This window comes from Rhodobaculum claviforme (assembly GCF_016653255.1).
Taxonomy (GTDB): Bacteria; Pseudomonadota; Alphaproteobacteria; order Rhodobacterales; family Rhodobacteraceae; genus Rhodobaculum; species Rhodobaculum claviforme.
In genome coordinates, this window is record NZ_NHSD01000054.1 from 1 (window position 1) to 3,625 (window position 3,625).

Genomic DNA, 3,625 nt, shown 5'->3' on the forward strand with positions numbered 1-3,625 from the left:
CCGGCATCCACCCCGGCCTGCCACCGGCCCCGGCCGCCCGGTCCCGGACCTGCGGCCGCGTAGTGGTGCGGGGATGCACAGGCCCGCGCGCGACTGCGCGCGGCTCGGGGCCGCACACCTGGCGGGCAGGGCAGGGCCAACACCCCGTCCGCCCGGCGGCGTCATCGACGCAGTGCCCTGCCGCCCCCCCATGGGCCGATGGCCGACCCGACGGCCGACCGCGACCGGCGGCGGGGCGCGCACGGGGCATGGCCGTCCCTCGTACCCCGGCCGCGGATCTGATAGCCGGGCCGGGACCGAGGGACAGCGGGGTCGTGCATGGGCGCGCAGCCACATTCGGAGCCGGGCAATATCTCTCGCGGGATCCTGACGATCTGTGCGGGGGTGGCGTTTCTGGTCTGCAACGACGCGATCGCCAAGATCCTCACCGACCGCTACGACCCGGTGCAGATCATCTTCCTGCGCAACCTGATCGCGGTGCCGATGATCGTCGCGCTGGTGCTTGCGCTACGCGGATCGCACGCGCTGCGCACGCGCCACCTTTGGGTGCATGCCCTGCGCGGGGGGCTGATGCTGCTGGGCGCATACCTCTATTTCACCAGCCTGCGGTTTCTGCCGCTGGCCGAGGCGACGGCGCTGATCTTCTCGGCGCCGATCTTCATCACCGCGCTGTCGGTGCCGTTGCTGGGAGAGACGGTGGGCTGGCGGCGCTGGGGGGCGGTGCTGCTGGGGTTCATCGGTGTTCTGGTGATCGTGCAGCCGGGGGCGGAGGGATTTCAGCCGGCCGCGCTGCTGCCGGTGGCGGCGGCGGCGCTGTATGCGCTGTTCATGGTCAGCGCCCGGTGGATCGGCCCGTCCGAGGGGATCTGGACGATGATGCTGTTCGTCGTGCTGTTCCCGATGCTCTATGCCGCGCCGTTTGCGCTGTGGGTCTGGACCCCGGTGCGGGCGGAGGATCTGGGGCTGTTCGCGGCCATCGCGGTGCTTGGCAGCCTCGGGATCACGTTGATCGGGCAGGCGTTCCGCATGGCCCCGGCGGCGGTGGTGGCGCCGTTCGACTATACCGCGCTGATCTGGGCGGTGGCGCTGGGGTGGCTCATCTGGGGGGATGTGCTGGCCGTCTCCACCGGTGTCGGTGCCCTGATCATCGTGGCCAGCGGGATCATCATCGTCCTGCGCGAGGCCGCCCGGCCAAGGTGAGCGGGCGCGCCGTGCCGCAAGGCCGCGCCCGGCGCCGCCCGGCCGATCCTGGCCCGATCCCGGCCCGGGCCCGGGCTGGGGCGGCGCGCGGGAAAATCCTGCGGTTTCGGATGCGCGTGCGCCAGGGGGCTTGCGCTGGGCTGCCGGGCACAGGACACTGACATCAATCAAGAACAGGGAGGCTGAAGATGACATATCGGATCGCGACGGGGCTGGGGGCGGCGATGCTGGCCCTGATCGCCGGTACCGCCCAGGCCGAGGTGCGGATCGGCATGATCACCACCCTGTCGGGCGGTGGCGCGGGGCTGGGCGTGGATGTGCGCGACGGCTTCCAGTTGGCGCTGGACCAGGCCGGGCGCGCCGACGTCCGGCTGGTGGTCGAGGACGACGCCCAGCGGCCGGAGCTGGCGGTGCAGGTGGCCGAGCGGATGATCCAGTCCGAACGCGTGCATATCCTGACGGGGCTGATCTTCTCGAACCTCGCGATGGCGGTGGTGCCGTCGACCGTGGCGCAGGACATCTTCTACATCTCGCCCAATGCCGGGCCCTCGGCGCTGGCCGGCGCGGGGTGTCACGAGAACTACTTCAACGCCGCCTGGCAGAACGACACCCTGCACGAGGCCGCGGGCAACCACGCCAACGAGCTGGGCTATGAGCGCACCTTCCTGCTGGCGCCGAACTATCCCGCCGGCACCGACGCGCTGACGGGCTACCGGCGCTATTTCGAGGGCGATTACGCGGGCGAGATCCTGACGACGGTGGGCCAGACCGACTACGCCTCGGAAATCGCGGAAATCCGCGACAGCGACGCCGACAGCCTGTTCATCTTCCTTCCCGGTGGCATGGGGATTTCGTTCATGCGGCAGTGGGCCGATTCGGGGGTGGACATCCCCATCATCTCGGCCGGGTTCACCTTCGACCAGGACAACCTGCCGGCCATGGGCCCGGCCGCGCTGGGCGTCATCAACACCGGGCAGTGGAGCCCGGATCTGGACAACGACGTGAACCGCGCCTTCATGGCGGCGTTCCAGGACCGGTTCGGCCGCATCCCCTCGATCTATGCCAGCCAGGGCTATGACACCGCCAAGCTGATCCTGTCGGCCATCGACACCGCCGACGTCACCGACCGCGCCGCCTTCCGCGAGGCCCTGCGCGCGGCCGATTTCGAGGCGACCCGCGGCGCGTTCCGCTTTGCCGACAACCACCACCCGATCCAGACCATCTATGTGCGCGAGGTCATCGAGCAGGACGGCGTGATCACCAACCGCATCATCGCCACCGCCTTCGAGGACCACCGGGACGTGCATGGCGATGACTGCGCCATGTAAGGCCCCGCCCGCGGAGGGGCGGGCATGAGCCTCGCGCTGTTCGTCGAGCAGCTGCTCAACGGGATCCAGTTCGGGCTGATGCTGTTCCTGATGGCGGCCGGCCTGACGCTGGTGTTCGGGGTCATGGGGTTGATCAACCTGGCGCATGGCTCGCTCTACATGATCGGGGCGTTCATCTGCGCGGCCGTGGCCGCGGCCACGGGCAACTTCTGGCTGGGGCTGGCGGCGGGCATGACGGCGGCGGCGGCGGCCGGCGCGCTGATCGAGGTGGTGGTGATCCGACGGCTCTATGACCGCGACCATCTCGATCAGGTGCTGGCGACCTTCGCGCTGATCCTGATCCTGTCCGAGGGGGTGCAGATGATCTTCGGCGCCCGGCCGCTGTTCCTGTCGCGCCCCGAGATCCTTGCGGGCAGCGTGCATCTGGGGCTGGGGATCAATTATTCCGTCTATCGGCTGGCGCTGATCGGGGCGGGGATCGCCACGGCGGTGGCGCTGTGGCTGCTGATCGCGAAAACCCGCCTGGGCGTGCAGATCCGCGCGGGCGAGAGCGACCGAGAGATGATCGCGGCGCTGGGGGTCAACATCAAGGTCCTTTATACCATCGTGTTCGCGCTGGGCGCGGCGCTGGCGGGGATGGCCGGGGCGCTGGTGGGCGCGATCCAGTCGGTGCAGGTGGGCATGGGCGAGCCGGTGCTGATCCTGGCCTTCGTCGTGATCGTGATCGGGGGCATCGGCTCCATCAAGGGGGCGTTCGTGGGGGCATTGCTGGTGGGGGTTGTCGACACGATGGGGCGGTTCCTGATCCCGCGCGCCTTCGACTGGTGGCTCGACATCGGGCGGGCGTCCGACATCGGCGCTGCGCTGGCGTCCATGCTGATCTACATCCTGATGGCGGCGGTGCTGGTCCTGCGCCCCCGCGGGCTGTTCCCCGCCCATGGCTGAGGGGCGGCGCGAATGGGCGGTGAACGCGGGGCTGGCGGCCCTGCTGCTGGCGGTGCCGCTGGTGGCGCTCTGGATCGACGAGCCGTTCTACATCACGCTGGCCACGCGGGTGGCGATCCTGGCGCTGGCCGGGGTGGGGCTGAACCTGGCGC

3 protein-coding genes and 1 pseudogene are annotated in these 3,625 nt (G+C 70.0%); all 4 read left to right on the forward strand.

Annotated elements, in window-relative coordinates; genetic code table 11:
- The first annotated feature begins 318 nt into the window (after window positions 1-318).
- Window positions 319-1,200 carry a DMT family transporter gene (locus tag CCR87_RS00810; RefSeq protein ID WP_201155433.1) on the forward strand — a complete coding sequence of 294 codons (882 nt, stop codon included), beginning with the start codon at window positions 319-321 and terminating at the stop codon, window positions 1,198-1,200.
- A gap of 188 nt (window positions 1,201-1,388) precedes the next feature.
- Window positions 1,389-2,528: an ABC transporter substrate-binding protein gene (locus CCR87_RS00815; RefSeq protein ID WP_201155434.1), complete on the forward strand. Its 1,140-nt coding sequence runs from the start codon at window positions 1,389-1,391 to the stop codon at window positions 2,526-2,528.
- Window positions 2,529-2,552: 24 nt separating this feature from the next.
- Window positions 2,553-3,473, forward strand: a complete 921-nt coding sequence (locus tag CCR87_RS00820) for a branched-chain amino acid ABC transporter permease (protein WP_201155435.1) — start codon at window positions 2,553-2,555, stop codon at window positions 3,471-3,473.
- Window positions 3,466-3,625: pseudogene (locus tag CCR87_RS17015) on the forward strand (branched-chain amino acid ABC transporter permease); the annotation flags it as partial. The gene CCR87_RS00820 and the pseudogene CCR87_RS17015, both read left to right, overlap by 8 nt.

What these genes read in the sequence shown, in the direction of transcription:
- CCR87_RS00810 (WP_201155433.1), top strand. Translation starts at nt 319, where the DNA reads ATGGGCGCGCAGCCACATTCGGAGCCGGGCAATATCTCTCGCGGGATC.
- CCR87_RS00815 (WP_201155434.1), top strand. Translation starts at nt 1,389, where the DNA reads ATGACATATCGGATCGCGACGGGGCTGGGGGCGGCGATGCTGGCCCTG.
- CCR87_RS00820 (WP_201155435.1), top strand. Translation starts at nt 2,553, where the DNA reads ATGAGCCTCGCGCTGTTCGTCGAGCAGCTGCTCAACGGGATCCAGTTC.